The sequence below is a fragment of the Methyloversatilis universalis EHg5 genome (assembly GCF_000378945.1).
Lineage (GTDB): Bacteria > Pseudomonadota > Gammaproteobacteria > Burkholderiales > Rhodocyclaceae > Methyloversatilis > Methyloversatilis universalis_A.
The window spans coordinates 2,215,129-2,230,680 of sequence record NZ_KB900539.1; the positions used below are offsets into that span (position 1 = coordinate 2,215,129).

A 15,552-nucleotide genomic window follows, 5' to 3' on the forward strand; every position below is an offset into this window, starting at 1 on the left:
GAAGGCGGGACATCTCTCCCACTGTCTGTACGTGCTTGCCGTCAGATGCGGCGCTCGTCCCTCCGCCCGACAAGCGTCCACTACTACGCTTGCCGCAGATGAACATACAAGCGGCGCCTCGCCGCGATTGCGGCCTCAACGGGAGACAGCGGGTGATTGAAGGCCCTATCGCGGCGGGGGCGCCGCTCCCACCGGGGCTCCGGCGACGGTCTGAGCCTCGCCCGCCGGGTCTTGGCATCGGATTGAGCCAGTCCCACCGGAACTCGGGTGGCTGATTGAGCCACGTCCACAAGCTCTTGACGACGGCCCGGCCCGGTTCTCGTGGGAGCGGCGCCTCGCCGCGATTGTGGCCTCAACAGGAGACAGCACGTGATTGAAGGCCCTATCGCGGCGGGGGCGTCGCTCCCACGGGGCGCCGGTGACGGGCTGAACCGCTCCCGCTGGGTCTTGGCATCGGACTGAGCCGGTCCACCGGGCTTCGGATAGCCGAATGAGCGGCGCCCACAAAGAAAAACCGGGGCACAAGGCCCCGGTTTTTCCTGATGCAACAGCCGCTTACGCGGTGACCGGCTTGGCCTGGCCGCCGCCGTAGGTGGAGAGCTGGGTGGGTTTGCCACCCTTCTTCAGCCTGACCGCGCAGTACTTGAACTCCGGAATCTTGCCGAAGGGGTCGAGCGCCGGGTTGGTGAGCATGTTCGCCGCCGCTTCGTAATAGGCGAAGGGGATGAACACGGCGCCGACCGGCACGTTCGGGTCGACCCGCGCGTACAGCGCGATCTTGCCGCGGCGCGATTCGACCGTGATCACATCACCGGCCTTCACCTTGAGCCCGGCCATGTCGGCCGGGTTGATGGTGACGGTGGCGATCGGCTCGATGTTGTCGAGCACCGATGCGCGGCGGGTCATCGAGCCGGTGTGCCAGTGTTCCAGCTGGCGGCCGGTGATGAGCACCATCGGGTAGTCGCTGTCCGGCTTCTCGTTGGCGGTGATGAGCTTGGCCGGCACCAGCTTGGCGCGACCGTTCGGCGTCGGGAACTTGTCCACGAACACCACTTCGTCGCCCGGATCGCCCACGTTTTCGCACGGATAGGTGACCGAGTGCTCGGCTTCCAGACGTTCCCACGTAATGCCGGCGATCGAGTGCATCGCCTTGCGCATTTCGTTGAACACGTCCTTCGAACCTTCGTAGTTCCAGTCCAGGCCAAGACCGCGGGCCATTTCCTGGATGATCCACAGATCCTGGCGCGCATCGCCCGGCGGGTTGATCGCGGCACGGCCCAGCTGCACCTGGCGGTCGGTGTTGGTGAAGGTCGCGGTCTTCTCGGGGAAGGCCGAAGCCGGCAGCACCACGTCAGCGAAGTAGGCGGTTTCGGTCAGGAAGATGTCCTGCACCACCAGGCAGTCGAGCTTGGCCAGTGCGTCGCGGGCGTGGTCGACGTCCGGATCGGACATCGCCGGGTTCTCGCCCATGATGTAGCAGCCGTGCAGCTTGCCGGCGTGGATGGCGTCCATGATTTCGACCACGGTCAGGCCCGGGTTCGGGTCCAGCGTGGTGCCCCACAGCTCTTCGAACTTCTGGCGGATGGTCTGGTTGCCGACCGCCTGGTAGTCCGGGAACACCATCGGGATCAGGCCGGCGTCAGACGCGCCCTGCACGTTGTTCTGGCCGCGCAGCGGATGCAGGCCGGTGCCGCGGCGACCGATCTGGCCGGTCATCATGACCAGCGAAATCAGGCAGCGCGCGTTGTCGGTGCCATGCACGTGCTGCGACACGCCCATGCCCCACAGAATCATCGAGGCCTTCGAGGTGGCGAACATGCGCGCGACCTCGCGCAGCGTAGCCGCCGGAATGCCGCAGATCTTGGCCATCTTCTCGGGCGAGAAGTCGGCCACGTTCTTCTTCAGCTCTTCGAAGCCGGAGGTGCGGTCATTGATGAAGGCTTCATCCACCAGGCCTTCTTCGATGATGGTGTGCATCATCGCGTTCAGCATGGCCACGTCGGTGTCCGGCTTGAACTGCAGGAAGTGGGTGGCGTAACGCTGCAGGTCGTTGCGACGCGGGTCGCACACGATGAGCTTTGCGCCGTTCTTCACCGCGTTCTTCATCCAGGTCGCGCCGACCGGGTGGTTCACCAGCGGGTTGGAGCCGATCAGGAAGATGACTTCCGAATGCAGCACGTCGCGCACCGGATTGGACACGGCGCCGGAGCCGACCGCTTCGAGCAGCGCGGCGACCGACGAGGCGTGGCACAGACGGGTGCAGTGGTCGACGTTGTTGGTGCCGAAGCCGGTACGCACCAGCTTCTGGAACAGGTAGGCCTCTTCGTTCGAGCCCTTGGCTGAACCGAAACCGGCCAGCGCGTTCGGGCCCTTGCTGTCGCGGATCTCGCGCAGCTTGCCGGAGGCCAGCGCCAGCGCCTCTTCCCAGCTGGCTTCGCGGAAGGCGGCCAGCGGGTTGGCCGGGTCGACCACGAAGTCCTTGTGCTTCGGTGCGTCGGCACGGCGGATCAGCGGCTTGGTCAGGCGCTGCGGGTGGCGGGCGTAGTCGAAGCCGAAGCGGCCCTTGACGCACAGGCGCTCTTCGTTGGCCGGGCCGTCGCGGCCGGTCACCATCAGGATCTTGTCGTCCTTGACGTGGTAGGTCAGCTGGCAGCCGATGCCGCAGTACGGGCAGACCGAATCGACCTTCTTGTCGGCCTTCACCATGCCGACACCGCCGGACGGCATCAGCGCGCCGGTCGGGCAGGCCTGCACGCATTCGCCGCAGGCCACGCAGGTCGAGGCGCCCATCGGGTCGTCCTGGTCGAACACGATCTTCGACGAAGAGCCGCGGAAGGCGTAGCCGATCACGTCATTGCCCTGCTCTTCGCGGCAGGCGCGCACGCAGCGGTTGCACTGGATGCAGGCGTCGAGGTTCACGCTCATCGCCGGGTGCGATTCGTCGCACTTGGGCTGTTCGCGCGACTCGAAGCGAGAGTCGGTCACGCCCAGCTTGCCGGCCCAGTAGGCCAGTTCCGAATCCGGTTTGTAGCTCTGTTCCGGCATGTCGGACAGCAGCAGCTCGACCACCATCTTCTGCGCCTTCACGGCGCGTTCCGATTCGGCCTTCACCTTCATGCCGGGGGTCGGCGCGCGGCAGCAGCTGGGGGCGAGCACGCGCTCGCCCTCGATCTCGACGACGCAGGCGCGGCAGTTGCCATCCGGGCGGTAGCCGTCCTTGTAGCAGAGGTGCGGGATGTCCACGCCCTGGCGGGCGGCGGCCTGGATGATGGTTTCGCCGACGCGGGCCTTCATGGCCTGGCCGTCGAGCGTGAATTCGATGCTTTCCGCGGCGATCGCGGGATCAATCGGTGCGTTCATGTTCTGTCGCGCCCCTTCACTTGATTTCGTCAGGGAAATACTTGACCACGCAGCGCACCGGATTCGGTGCGGCCTGCCCGAGACCGCAGATCGACGCATCGACCATGGTCTGCGACAGCTCCTCGACCAGCCCGGTGTCCCACACCGGCTTGTCGATCAGCGTGTTCATCTTCGCGGTGCCGACCCGGCACGGCGTACACTGGCCGCAGGACTCGTGCTCGAAGAAGTGCATCATGCTGCGCGCCGCGTCGGTCGCCGTGTCCTTGTCGGACAGGATGATGACCGCGGCCGAGCCGATGAAGCAGCCGTGCGGCTGCAGCGTGTCGAAGTCGAGCGGAATGTCGCCCATCGAGGCCGGCAGGATGCCGCCCGAAGCGCCACCCGGCAGGTAGCCGTAGAAGGTCTGGCCGTCCAGCATGCCGCCGCAGTACTCGTCGATCAGCTCCTTGACCGAAATGCCGGCCGGCGCCAGATGCACGCCCGGCTTCTTCACCCGGCCGGACACCGAGAACGAGCGCAGACCCTTGCGGCCGTTGCGGCCGTGGCTGGAGAACCACTCCGGGCCCTTCTCGACGATGTCGCGCACCCAGAACACGGTTTCCATGTTGTGTTCCAGCGTCGGGTAGTTGAACAGGCCGACCTGGGCGACGTAAGGCGGGCGCAGGCGCGGCATGCCGCGCTTGCCTTCGATCGATTCGATCATCGCCGACTCTTCGCCGCAGATGTAGGCACCTGCGCCACGGCGCAGGTGGATCGGCGGCAGCGCGCACGGTGCGTCGGCCTGCAGCTTTTTCAGTTCCTTCTGCAGCAGTTCGCGCACATGGGCGTACTCGTCGCGCAGATAGATGTAGACCTCGCCGATGCCCACGCAGTAGGCGGCGATCAGCATGCCTTCGAGGAAGCGGTGCGGGTCGCGTTCGAGGTACCAGCGGTCCTTGAAGGTGCCAGGTTCGCCTTCGTCGATATTCACCGCCATCAGGCGCGGCGCCGCTTCGCTGCGCACGATGCGCCACTTGCGGCCGGCCGGGAAGCCGGCACCGCCCAGGCCGCGCAGGCCCGAATGTTCCATCGCGGTGATCACGGTTTCCGGATCGCGGCGGCCTTCGACCAGATCGCGGAACAGCTCGTAGCCACCGGCCTTGCGGTAGGCCTTGTAGCCGATGTACTTCGGCGCCGGGTGAGTGGTTTCCTTCGCCTTCACCGCCGCCTTGACCGACGCTTCGGTGGCACCGGCCAGCGCGTTCTGGCCCACCACCACCACCGGTGCCTGTTCGCAGCGGCCGACACAGGGCGCGGCGATCACGCGCACCTTGGTGCCGAGGATGCCCGGCAGCTTGTGCAGCAGATCGTCGGCACCGGCCATCGCACAGGACAGCGTTTCGCACACGCGCACCGTCAGCTCGGGCGGGGCGGCCTCGCCTTCGCGCACCACGTCGAAGTGGTGATAGAAGGTGGCGACCTCATACACCTCGGCCTGCGACATCTTCAGTTCCGCTGCCAGGGCCGCCAGGTGACGGGCGTGCACGGCGCCGATGTTGTCCTGCAGCAGATGCAGGCACTCGATCAGCAGGTCGCGGCGGCGCGGCATCTTGCCGAGCAGCGCGCTCACCTCCTCGACCGCCTTGGGGTCGAGCGCCCGGCCCTTGGGCGTGGGCTTGACCATACGGCGCATCTGTTCCAGCGGTATGGAGAACGGTTCCGACATTACGGTGATCCTCTTCAGTCAGTTCGTTGTGCGTGGCCAGGAGACCTGACGGAATGGCACGCGCCACGCTCCATTCCGTCAGATCTCCCGATTCGCTCGTGTCCGCGATTATTGGGTCTGTCGACATCAGCTTCGTACAGCCGGCGCACCCCTGCGCGGGGCGCAGCGCACAACGCGCCTGCCGGTCTGCACGAACCCGATGCCGACAGCCCTGGGGGCGCCTCTTTGTGCGTCCTCTTCAGTGCTCAGTGCTGTCCTTCTTTCAGTCCGGGCGCAGCCTCGCTGCGTTGTCCGAACGCTTCCTGCTCTCGGTGCAGGTAGGCGAAATGCACGTTCCGCCGATGCCACACCGCATATCCATACCAGTCGCGGAATTCCGCGACCTCTACCGACTGCGTCGCCTCCTGCAGCGACACACCCTGCTCGAACAGCGCCCCGGTCTGCGCAATCAGCGCGTCCAGGTAACGCTTCGGTGCGGTCAGCACCTCGCTGCCGCCCGGCGCGCCATGCGCCGGCACCACCCGCTTCGCTCCGAGCGCCACCAGTTCGGTCAGCCCGTCGCGCCAGCCTGTTTCCAGCGCGTTGTACAGATCGGGCAGATAGCCCGCCGCGCCCAGCTCGCCAGCAAACAGCGTGCCGCTGTCTTCGTCGTACAGCGCCGACGCGCCCGGCTGAAACGTGTGTCCGAGGTGGATCAGCGTGAGCCTGCGGGTCAGGCCGGGCACCACGCCGGGCAGTTTCGCCGTCCGCTCGATCACGACCGTGGCCGGGGTCGGTTCGGTACTCGACATCATATTTTCCCCCAGGGCAGCGGTCAGGCGCTCTACACAGCTGTGACAGCTGGCCCTGATGAAGCGGTCTGTTTCAGTCTGCGCCACTACCGGCACACCCCGTGCCACGAAAACGCCGTTACCCAGCACGTGGTCGCCGCCGCCGTACAGCACCACCGCCAGCACCACCGGCCGGCCGAAATGGCGCTCGACCGAGGCGAGCAGGTGCTGCGCGAAACGATGGCTGGTACCGGTGCCGACCAGCACCAAGCCGCGCGCGTCTTCGATCACGCCGATATTGGTGATGAAGCCGGCGTTGCCGGCATTGACCTCGAAACCGGGCGCACGCAGCACATGCACGCCGGGCGCCAGCGTCTGGACCTGGAGCGCCGGCAGATGCGGCTCGCCGCTGCCGGCGTTTGCCATACCGGAAGCGACAAGCCAGAAAATCGCGATGACGGCGCAGGCGAGCCGGGAAACAATCCCGCGAAACTCGAAGGCGGAAAGCGGGGTCTTCAACCCTGTGCTAGCCTTTTTTCTGCCCCCGAAGGCCACACCCCGGTCAGCTGCCACCCGGGACATCGATAACAAATGAGGAGAACCGGCTTGAAATTCCATCGTTTCCAGATCGCCGCTGCCGCCATCGCCACGCTGCTCGCGCCGGGCATTGCCTCGGCGCATGACTATTCGACCCAGACCCGGGTCGAGTTCGTGCTTGAGTGCATGAAGACGCACGGCGGCGCTTACGAGTACCTGTACAAGTGCTCCTGCCTTATCGACGAAGTCGCGCAGAAACTGAGCCACGACGACTTCATCGACATGTCCAGCATCGCCCGCTACTCGCAGATGAGCGGCGAGCGGACCGGCGTGTTCCGTGACTCCGACGAAATGAAGGACGCGCGCAAGACCTACCTCGGCATCATCAAGCAGGGCGAGAAGGCCTGCTTCATCAACAGCAAGTAAGTCTCCCGGGGCGGCGCCCGCCGCCCCTGCCCGCGTTCAGCTGCCGCGCAGCGCGGGCTTGATCGCCACCGCGCTCTCGAACTTCAGATCCTTGGAATCGAGAATCACCGCCTTCAGTTCGCCTTCCCCCTTGGGCACGAACCAGAAGCGGAAATTCGGGTTTTCGCTGATCGAGAAATCGACGTCGGCACTCATCACCGGCTCGCCGCCGTAACTCACCTCGACCCGGCGCACGAAATGCGGCGGCACGTACAGGCGGGTGACCTGATCCATGGCCAGACCGGAACTGTTCGGGTGACTGATCATGAGCTGGGCGGCGTTGGGCCGGCCGGTCGATACCGCGTCCTCTTCCAGCTTGATCTTCATCTTGCCCAGCCGGGCCAGCGCCTCTTCCATGTCCTTGCCGGCCGGCGCCGAACAGCCGCCGGATGCCTTCACATAGCGGCGCGCCATATAGATCTTGCCGTCGCTGGTTTCGGCCAGCGCGCGCACCCAGCTGTAGGCCTCGATGCGCACCCGGGTTTCGATGTCGGCCCGGCCGGCCATGGGCGCGAAATTGAAGGTACCGCCGATCGGCGACGGGTTTTCGTCGATCACCAGATGCAGCCGGGTCACCCGCACGCCGCCCGGCAGTTCCTTGGTGCGCACCGCCAGCGGCACCACTGCCGCGTCTTCGGCTCGCACCGGCGCCTCCAGTTCGACCACCGAGCCGGTGGTGTCGTCGATCACCGCCCGGTCGCCGACCAGCAGGTTCTTCACCTTGCCCCAGATCGCCGTATCGGACCCGTCATCGGCCGCCTGCGCCCCGGTGACACAGAGAAAGCCGGCCGCAAGAACGGCCAGCACGCGCGAAATTTTCATTATTACCTCCTCCAGTTGGACAGCTCCGTGGCGACCAGTCTGACGCCGGCCGCTCGTTTGTTCTGTAACCCAGGTCGCCAAGCCACGACCCGTCATGGATCAGATTGTGGGAGCGGCGCCCCCGCCGCGATATGGTCTCAACCACTCGCCGCACTCATTCCACCGCCCATCGCGACGAGGCGTCGCTCCCACGAAACTCCGCCGCGCATCGCGCCCTCGTGGGAGCGGCGCCCCCGCCGCGATACGGCCTCAACCACTCGCCGCACTCATTCCACCGCCCATCGCGACGGGGCGTCGCTCCCACAAAACCCCACCGCGCGGCACTCACCCGTGGGAGCGGCGCCCCCGCCGCGATACGGCTTCAATCACTCGCCGCACTCATCCCACCGCCCATCGCGACGAGGGCGCCGGTCCCACCAGGAACACCCCGGCGGATCAATCCTCCCACTCCAGCTCCGCATACGCTGCGGTGACATTGCGGCGGTGGAACAGTTCGGCCAGTTCCCAGTTGCCGACCTGATCACGCGCGACTTCGTCGGCGGCCTGAGCGAGCTTGCGACCTGCCTTGATCGCCGCCCTCGTTTGATCAGCCAGAGCCTGCAGGTAGTTCCGCTGTTTCGCGAAGGCACCCCGCCAGTCGGCGCCGGCATCGCCGTGACCGGACACCACCCGCTTCAGATCGAGCGCGGCGATCTGGTCACCGACCTTGATCCAGCCGAGCAGCTTGCCGTCCACCACCGGCATGTGGCCGACGAACAGCAGATCGCCTGCGAACAGCGTGCCGCTGGTTTCGTCGAGCACGGTGAGGTCGTTGTCGGTATGGGCGGTGGGCCAGGCGCGCAGCCGGAGCCGGCGGTCGCCGAGGTCGATGCTCTCTTCGCCCTGCACGGCGCGGGTGGGCGCCACCAGTTCGACGCCGCGGCCGGCGTCGCCCATCAGCCGCTCGGCGGCCGCAACATAGCCGCGACCGCGCGCTGCCAGCGCGGGCAGCAGCTTCACATGTCCGATGAAGGCAGGCGTATCGGCAAGAAAGGCCTGATTGCCCAGCAGATGGTCCGGATGCACATGGGTGTTGATCACGAAACACACCGGCAGCGCGGTTTTCTGCCGCACGCTCTCGCGCAGCGCGGCACCCACCGCCGGCGATCCGCCGGTGTCGATCACCGCCACGCAGCGGCTGCCGACCACGAAGCCGAGATTTGAAATGGCGCCGCGGTTGTGTGCGTCCTGTTCCGCGGTTTCGCCGTTGAATACGAATACGCCGGCGGCGATTTCGCGCACCGGCAGGGGTTCGGCCGCTCGCGCCGGCAGCATCGCCAGCAGGCCCAGGCAGCATGCCGCCGCCCTTGTCAGCCACGCGCTGCGCGGCGCTGCAGATTTGCGCTCCACTGTGTCCCTCGTTAGCATGCGGCGTCTTCGGCGTTGATTTTTCGCCATCATTTTCGCGGCCCAGAATAACAAATCAGGATGCAGCGCCCCACCCTTCCACTCCGCCTGCTGCTGCCGATTCTGGCGATGTCCGGTTGTGCCCTGCAGCATGTGGAGCCAGCTCCGCTGCAACCGGAAACCAGCCACACCGCATACCGCCAGCGCACGCTGGGTGATGCCGCCACGCGCGAACTGCTGGCGCAACGCAATATCGACGTCAGCGCCTGGCCGCCCGCGCGCTGGTCACCGGAACTGCTGGTGCTGGCTTCGCTCGACCGCCATCCGCTCACCGCCCAGGCACGTGCCCGCGCACAGCTCGCCCGGGCCGAACTGCAGACCGCCGGCCTGAAGCCGCGCATGTCGCTGTCGCCTGAACTGGAGCGCAGCAATGACCGCAGCGGCGGACAATCGGCCTGGAGTGTCGGTCTGGCGCTCGATCTGGCCGTCACCGGTCAGTCAGTGCGCGAGGCGCGCATCGAGCGCGCCCGGCTGCTGGCCGACGCGGCAGTGCTGGACGAAGCCGACGCGGTGTGGGCGATACGTGGCGCGGCGCGGCGCGCGCTGCTCGATCTGTGGGCGGCCAAAGCCGAACTGAAACTGCTCGACCAGCTGGTGGTCGGCTGGCTGGACGCGCAGGCTGCGATGCAGAAGCGCTACGACCTGGGCGCGGCCGACGCGCTGGAGCTGACCACCACCCGCACCGCGGCGGCGCAGGCCGAATCGCGCTACGTGGTGACCGAACAGCGGCAGATCCGCGCCCGCGGCGAACTGGCGCAGGCACTTGCGCTGCCACTGTCGGCGGTCGATGCGCTGGCGCTCGATTTCGGCGAATTCGAAAACCCGCCGCCGGTGCCGGCCGACGACGCGCTGCGTACCGCCACTCTGCTCGACCGCATCGACCTGCGCCGTGGGCTGACGCGGCACGAAGCGGCCGAAGCGGCGCTGCGCGTGGAACTGCGCGCCCAGTACCCGGAAATCCGCATCCAGCCCGGCCTGCTGTGGGACCAGGGCGCCACCGTGTGGAAGCTGGGCGCTTCGCTGCCGCTGTTCAGCGGCGAACGCCAGGCCGGGCCGATCGCCGAAGCGGTCGCGCGCCGCGAACTGGCGGCGCAGGAATTCCTCGCGCTGCAGGCGCAGTCGCTCGGCGCACTCGACCTCGCCCGCGCCCGGGTGAAGGCTGCGGTACTTGATACCGACGGCGCCGAAGCCGAGCACGACGAAGAAAGACTGCAGCTCACCCGCACCGAACAGCGCTACACCCGCGGCGACGCCGACCGGCTGGACCGCCAGCTGGCCCGCATCCGGCTGATCGAGGCCGACATCCGTCTGGTGCAGGCACGCACCCGCACGCTCGCCTCGCGCCTGGCGCTCGAGGACGCGCTGCAACGGCCGCTGTCGGCCGCCAGGGAAGGACAACCATGAAACTGATTACCCCTTACCGCGCGATGTTCGTGATGGGCCTGGTCATCATCGGCCTGGTGTGGACCGTCATCTACTACGCCCGCGACGAATGGCGGCTGCACGAGAGCGCGCCCGACGACGACATCGCGGTGCCCTCTCTGGTCGACCGCGACGAAAGCGGCATGGTAAGCGTGAAGCTCACCGCGGCCGCCCAGAAAGCCAGCGGTATCGAGGTCGGCCAGCCGGTGGCGGTGCGCGCCGGCACCGAGCGCGAGGCGCAGGCGACTGTGCTGGACGTGGAACCGCTGTTCGCGCTGCGTTCGCAGCTGCACGAGGCGCGCGCCGACATCGCCCGCCTCGCCTCTCAGCTCGCCCGATCCGAAGCCGAACGCGACCGTGTTCAGGCGCTGTACAACGACGACCGCAACGCCTCGGAGCGCGCGCTGCAGACCGCACGCAGCCAGGCCGAACAGGACCGCGGCGCGCTGGCCGCCGCGCGCGCCCGGGCCGATGGCCTGTACGCGCGACTGGTTCAGGGCTGGGGCGCACTGGCGGGTGACACCTCCGGCGAAGGCCCGAAGGAGCTGGAACGTCTGGCCGACCGCCGGGCTTCGCTGGTGGCGATCGCGCTGCGCGGCGAAGGCGAGGCACCGCCGCTGATGCAGCTGCGCCTGCCGGACGGCGCCGACCTGATCGAGGCGCGCCGCATCGGTCTTGCGCCACGCAGCGTCACTTTCGCCGCCGGCGAAACCTGGCTGTACAAGACCGAACGCGTGCTGCCGACCGGCACCCGGCTGGCCGCGCGCGGCGTGACCGGCACCGAAGTGCTGCACCTCGTGCCCAACAGCGCGGTGGTCTGGTACGCCGGCCTGCCCTGGGTCTATGTGCGCGACGACGACGAACCGGAAGAATTCATCCGCCAGGCGCTGCCGGCCGAATCGCAGCGCCCGGATGGCTGGCTCGCCCCGGCCCTCGAAGACGACGCGCGCGTCGTCACCCGCGGCGCCCAGCTGCTGCTGTCGGAAGAACTGAAGCACACGCTGGCGGACGAGAACGATGACTGAGCGCCGGCCGGCCATGTCGCCTGCGGGCCCGAGAGATGTGACCGCCGCAATCGCGGCGGGGCGCCGCTCCCACAAAGAACCGCACAGTCCGTCGCCAGAGACCCCGTGGGAGAACAGCGGTCTCGGCCGGAGCCGCTGTCACAGGAACCCGCACAGTCCATCGCTCGAGCCCCTGTGGGAGCGGCGCCCTCGCCGCGATGCGGCCGTGGCCGGTCGTGATGGCGTTTTGCCGGCGGGCCCGCGCGATATGACCGCCGCAATCGCGGCGGGGCGCCGCTCCTACAAGAACCTGCGCAGTCCGTCGCCGGAGACCCAGTGGGAGAACAGCGGTCACGGCCGGAGCCGTTCTCACAAGTACCCGCACAGTCCATCGCTCGAGCCCCTGTGGGAGCGGCGCCCCCGCCGCGATGCGGCCGTGACCGGTCGCGATGGCGTTTCGCCTGCGGGGCCGCGCGATGTGACCGCCGCAATCGCGGCGGGGCGCCGCTCCCACAAAATGCCCCACAGTCCGTCGCCAGAGACCCCGTGGTGGCACAGCGGCCACGGCCGGAGCCGCTGTCACAAGAACCCGCACAGTCCGTCGCTCGAGCCCCTGTGGGAGCGGCGCCCTCGCCGCGATGCGGCCGCGGCCGGTCGCGATGACTCTGCCGGCAGGGGCGCACGATGATTGAAACCATCGTCCGTTTCTCGGTACGCCGGCCGGCCATCGTGCTGGCGCTGGCGCTGGTGCTCACGCTGTACGCGGTCAGCCGCATGTTCGATGCGCGGCTCGACGTGTTTCCGGAATTCGCGCCGGCGCAGGTGGTGATACAGACCGAAGCCCCCGGCCTGCCGGCCGATCTGGTGGAAACCCGGGTCACCACGCCGATCGAGGCCGCGGTGTCCGGCACCCGCGGGCTGAAGGAACTGCGCTCGCAGTCCATCCCCGGGCTGTCGGTGGTGACCGTCATCTTCGACGAGAAATCGGACCTGTTCCGCAACCGGCAGCTGGTGGCCGAGCGGCTGGGCACGCTGGGTTCGCTGCTGCCGCCGCGCGTGACGCCGGTCATCACGCCGCTCACCTCGTCCGCCTCCACGCTGCTGGGCATCGGCCTCACCTCGGACAAGCGCTCGCTGATGGACATGCGCTATCTGGTCGACTCGGTGGTGCGCCCCCATCTGCTGGCGGTGCCGGGCGTGGCCGACGTGAACGTGTTCGGCGGCGACGTGCGGCAGTGGCAGATACAGCTTGACCCGGCCCGCCTGCGCACGCTGGGCGTCACGCTGGCCGATGTCGAGAACGCTGCCCGGGGGGCTGCCACGGTGGCCGGCGCCGGCTTCGTCGAGAACGACAACCAGCGCCTGCTGATCGCGGTTGATGCCACGCCGGCCACCGCGCGCAGTCTGGAACAGCTCACCGTCACCCTGCCCGACGGCCGCTCGCTGATGCTGGGCGACATCGGCAAAGTCCGCGAAGCGCCGGCGCCGGCGATCAGCGCGGCGCAGATCAATGGCACGCCCGGCGTGTTCATGATGGTGCAGGGCCAGCTCGGCGCCGACACGCTGGGCGTGACGCTGGAACTGGAAAAGGCGCTGGCCGACCTCGCGCCACTGCTGGAGCGGGAGCAGTTCGTGCTGCACCCGGCGCTGTTCCGCCCGGCCAACTTCATCCAGACCGCGCTGGGCAATGTGCGCACCGACGTGCTGATCGGCGCCACGCTGGTCATCGTGGTGCTCTTCCTGTTCCTGTACAACCTGCGCACCGCCTTCATTTCGGCGGTGGCGATTCCGCTGTCGCTGCTGGCGGCGGTGCTGGTCATGCTGGAAGCCGGCGCCAGCCTGAACATCATGGTGCTGGGCGGCCTGGCGATCGCGCTCGGCGAGGTGGTGGACGACGCCATCATCGACTGCGAGAACATCTACCGCCGGCTGCGCGAAAACCGGCATCAGGGCTCGCCGGTGCCGACCTGGAAGGTGGTGCTGGACGCCTCGATGGAGGTGCGCAGTTCGGTGGTGTACGCCACCTTCATCGTGGCGCTGGTGTTCGTGCCGCTGCTCACGCTGTCGGGCGTGGCCGGCAAGCTGTTCGCGCCGCTCGGTCTGGCCTACATCCTGGCCATTCTGGCCTCGCTGGTGGTGGCGCTGACGGTGACGCCGGCGATGAGCTGGCTCATGCTGGGCCGGCGCGACCTGCCGGAGGACGACCCGCCGATGATCCGCTGGCTGCGCCCGCGCTACGAGCGCACGCTGCGCGCGATCGAACGCAAGCCGCAGCGGCTGATCGCGGTGGTCATGCTGGTGCTGGCTGGCGGCATCGGCGTGCTGCCGCTGTTCGGCGGCGAATTCATTCCGCCGCTGCGCGAGGGCCACTACATCGTGCACCTGTCCACCATTCCGGGCACCGCGCCGGGCGAAGTGCTGCGGGTGGGCCAGAAGGTGACCGAACAGATCCTGAAGATCGACGGCGTGAAGTCAGTCGCACAGTGGGTGGGCCGCGCGCAGAACGGCGCCGACCCCTTCGGCCCGCACTACAGCGAGGTGGAAATCGAGATCGGACCGCTGGACGGCGCCACCCAGTCGCGCATCCTGGCCGACATCCGGCGCACCGTGACCGGCGACGACGGCGACGAAGACCGCTCGGACGAAGAGGCGCAGGCGGCGGTGGGCTTCCCCGGCCTCGCCTTTTCGGTCAATACCTTCCTGACCGAACGCATCGGCGAAACCGAATCCGGCTTTCCGGCCGCGCTGGTGGTGCAGGTGTTCGGCACCAATCTCGACCGTCTCGATGCCGATGCCACCGCGGTGGCGCAGGCGCTGGGCAAGGTGAAAGGCGCGACCGACGTGCAGGTGCTGGCGCCGCCGGGCACGCCGGAAATCATCGTGCGCCCGCGGCTGGACAAGCTGGCGGTGTGGCGGCTGTCGCCGGACGACGTGCTGCTCGCCGCCCAGGCCGCGTTTGCCGGCAGCCGGGTGAGCGAGGTGTACCGCGGCACGCTGGCCACGCCGCTGGTGGTGACGCTGGATCCGGACCATCGCCGTTCGCCGACCGAGGTCGGGCGGCTGCCGCTGCGCACGCCGGACGGCCGGCTGATCGAACTGCGCGACGTGGCCGACATCGCGATCGAGAACGGCCGCTACAAGATCCTGCACTCAGGCGGCAAGCGGGTGCAGACCATTACCGCCAATCTGGCCGCCGGCCACGATCTGGGCCAGTTCAGCGCCGACGTGCACCGCGCGCTGCGCGAACGGGTGAAGTTCAATCCGGGCAGCTACTACAAGGTGACCGGCGCGGCCGAAGCGCAGGCTCAGGCGCGACGCGAACTGACCACCCACTCGCTGCTGGCGGCCGCGGCCATTGCCATCCTGCTCATGCTGGCCTTTTCCAACCTGCGCAACCTGATGATCACCTTCGTGAACCTGCCGTTCGCACTGATCGGGGGCGTGCTGGCCGCGCTGGCCGGCGGCGGCTGGCTGTCGCTCGGCTCGGTGGTCGGTTTCGTAACGCTGTTCGGCATCACGCTGCGCAACTCCATCATGCTGGCGTCGCACTACCAGCATCTGGTCGAAGTGGAAGGCCGTGACTGGAACATCGACACCGCCATCGTCGGCGCGGCGGAACGCCTGCCCTCCATCCTGATGACCGCGCTGGTGACCGGCCTCGGCCTGATGCCGCTGGTGCTGGGTTCGGGCGAACCCGGCCGCGAGATCGAAGGCCCGATGGCCGCCATCATCGTCGGCGGTCTCGCCACCTCCACCATCCTGAATCTGCTGGTGCTGCCCACGCTGCTGCTGCACTACGGGCGCTTCGAGAAGAAATCCGAAGCCTGAAGTCGCCCGCGTGCGCAGACCTGTGGTCTGCACACCCTACGGCCAGCGCACAGCAAGGCGCCCGATCCCCCGTAGGGTGTGCTCGCCAAAGGCGAGCGCACGCGGTCGGGGCGCAGATTCAGAGCACGGTCGGCGTGCGCAGACCTGTGGTCTGCACACCCTACGGCCAGCGCACAGCAAGGCGTCCGATCCC

Annotated in this window: 9 protein-coding genes; 4 read left to right on the forward strand and 5 right to left on the reverse strand. The window is 67.9% G+C overall.

Annotated features, from left to right (window positions below; all coding sequences use genetic code 11):
• Positions 1-555 precede the first annotated feature (555 nt).
• The 3 genes from fdhF to METUNV2_RS0110370 all read right to left on the reverse strand — a co-directional run bounded on the left by fdhF (position 556) and on the right by METUNV2_RS0110370 (position 6,354).
• Entirely contained in the window at positions 556-3,360 is a 2,805-nt protein-coding gene (gene fdhF / locus METUNV2_RS0110360) for a formate dehydrogenase subunit alpha (protein ID WP_018229404.1), read from the reverse strand.
• A gap of 16 nt (positions 3,361-3,376) precedes the next feature.
• Positions 3,377-5,065, reverse strand: coding sequence for an NAD(P)H-dependent oxidoreductase subunit E (locus METUNV2_RS0110365; RefSeq protein ID WP_018229405.1), 1,689 nt, complete (start codon positions 5,063-5,065; stop codon positions 3,377-3,379).
• Between the two features lie 245 nt (positions 5,066-5,310).
• Positions 5,311-6,354 carry an MBL fold metallo-hydrolase gene (locus tag METUNV2_RS0110370; RefSeq protein WP_018229406.1) on the reverse strand — a complete coding sequence of 348 codons (1,044 nt, stop codon included), beginning with the start codon at positions 6,352-6,354 and terminating at the stop codon, positions 5,311-5,313.
• A gap of 87 nt (positions 6,355-6,441) precedes the next feature.
• Here METUNV2_RS0110370 and METUNV2_RS0110375 point away from each other — a divergent pair, with 87 nt between their 5' ends.
• On the forward strand, positions 6,442-6,798 hold the full coding sequence (locus METUNV2_RS0110375) for a hypothetical protein (protein WP_018229407.1): 357 nt from the start codon (positions 6,442-6,444) through the stop codon (positions 6,796-6,798).
• Positions 6,799-6,834: 36 nt separating this feature from the next.
• On the opposite strand, the gene METUNV2_RS0110380 is transcribed toward METUNV2_RS0110375, so the two are convergent.
• Positions 6,835-7,659 (reverse strand): quinoprotein dehydrogenase-associated SoxYZ-like carrier, encoded by an 825-nt coding sequence (locus METUNV2_RS0110380; RefSeq protein WP_018229408.1) that lies wholly within the window; start codon positions 7,657-7,659, stop codon positions 6,835-6,837.
• Between the two features lie 435 nt (positions 7,660-8,094).
• Positions 8,095-9,048, reverse strand: coding sequence for a quinoprotein relay system zinc metallohydrolase 2 (locus tag METUNV2_RS0110385; protein WP_157281389.1), 954 nt, complete (start codon positions 9,046-9,048; stop codon positions 8,095-8,097).
• A gap of 78 nt (positions 9,049-9,126) precedes the next feature.
• Here METUNV2_RS0110385 and METUNV2_RS0110390 point away from each other — a divergent pair, with 78 nt between their 5' ends.
• The 3 genes from METUNV2_RS0110390 to METUNV2_RS0110400 all read left to right on the forward strand — a co-directional run bounded on the left by METUNV2_RS0110390 (position 9,127) and on the right by METUNV2_RS0110400 (position 15,359).
• On the forward strand, positions 9,127-10,509 hold the full coding sequence (locus tag METUNV2_RS0110390) for a TolC family protein (protein WP_018229410.1): 1,383 nt from the start codon (positions 9,127-9,129) through the stop codon (positions 10,507-10,509).
• On the forward strand, positions 10,506-11,552 hold the full coding sequence (locus tag METUNV2_RS0110395; RefSeq protein ID WP_026188059.1) for a hypothetical protein: 1,047 nt from the start codon (positions 10,506-10,508) through the stop codon (positions 11,550-11,552). The genes METUNV2_RS0110390 and METUNV2_RS0110395 overlap by 4 nt, the downstream gene beginning before the upstream one ends.
• A 663-nt stretch (positions 11,553-12,215) precedes the next feature.
• Positions 12,216-15,359 carry an efflux RND transporter permease subunit gene (locus METUNV2_RS0110400; RefSeq protein ID WP_018229412.1) on the forward strand — a complete coding sequence of 1,048 codons (3,144 nt, stop codon included), beginning with the start codon at positions 12,216-12,218 and terminating at the stop codon, positions 15,357-15,359.
• Positions 15,360-15,552: the final 193 nt, after the last annotated feature.

Excerpts from the sequence above, each read along its gene's own strand:
- fdhF (WP_018229404.1), bottom strand. The coding sequence starts at position 3,360 with ATGAACGCACCGATTGATCCCGCGATCGCCGCGGAAAGCATCGAATTC.
- METUNV2_RS0110365 (WP_018229405.1), bottom strand. The coding sequence starts at position 5,065 with ATGTCGGAACCGTTCTCCATACCGCTGGAACAGATGCGCCGTATGGTC.
- METUNV2_RS0110380 (WP_018229408.1), bottom strand. The coding sequence starts at position 7,659 with ATGAAAATTTCGCGCGTGCTGGCCGTTCTTGCGGCCGGCTTTCTCTGT.
- METUNV2_RS0110390 (WP_018229410.1), top strand. The coding sequence starts at position 9,127 with ATGCAGCGCCCCACCCTTCCACTCCGCCTGCTGCTGCCGATTCTGGCG.
- METUNV2_RS0110395 (WP_026188059.1), top strand. The coding sequence starts at position 10,506 with ATGAAACTGATTACCCCTTACCGCGCGATGTTCGTGATGGGCCTGGTC.
- METUNV2_RS0110400 (WP_018229412.1), top strand. The coding sequence starts at position 12,216 with ATGATTGAAACCATCGTCCGTTTCTCGGTACGCCGGCCGGCCATCGTG.